This is a genomic window from Mesorhizobium sp. M5C.F.Ca.ET.164.01.1.1, assembly GCF_004792125.1.
In the GTDB taxonomy this organism is placed as follows: Bacteria; Pseudomonadota; Alphaproteobacteria; order Rhizobiales; family Rhizobiaceae; genus Mesorhizobium; species Mesorhizobium wenxiniae.
On sequence record NZ_SRTG01000231.1, the window covers coordinates 1 to 365 of the forward strand.

Annotated in this window: 1 pseudogene; it reads left to right on the forward strand. The window is 61.6% G+C overall.

The annotated features are described in order from the left end of the window. Window positions 1–365: pseudogene (locus EN807_RS33265) on the forward strand (DNA-binding protein); the annotation flags it as partial.

The following is a 365-nucleotide window of genomic DNA, read 5'->3' on the forward strand; positions in this document are numbered from 1 at the left end:
CCTCACACGGGCACACCCGAAGGCGTGCGACTGTTGCGGCCTTACAGTGGGGGCAATCCGGTGGTGGAGGCCGACATCACCACTTCAGAAGGACGCTATCGACTTGCCAAGCAGTTTTATGGCGGCAGGCTGGCCAGCGTTATTGACCTCGACGGCGGGCGACTGTTGGCTCAAGCCGATGAGGCCGAAGCCTTTATCGGCAAACTAATCCATGGCGGAAGCGCAGGACCGGCAGGATTGCTCTGGGTTCGCCAAGGGGTCACCGGCATCGAAAGGCGCAGCAAAAGCGAGGAGGACGGCGAAAAACGCGTGCGCGAAAGCCTACTGTCCTCGGTTCAGGGGGAAGTTGAAGCCCTGACCGGCGG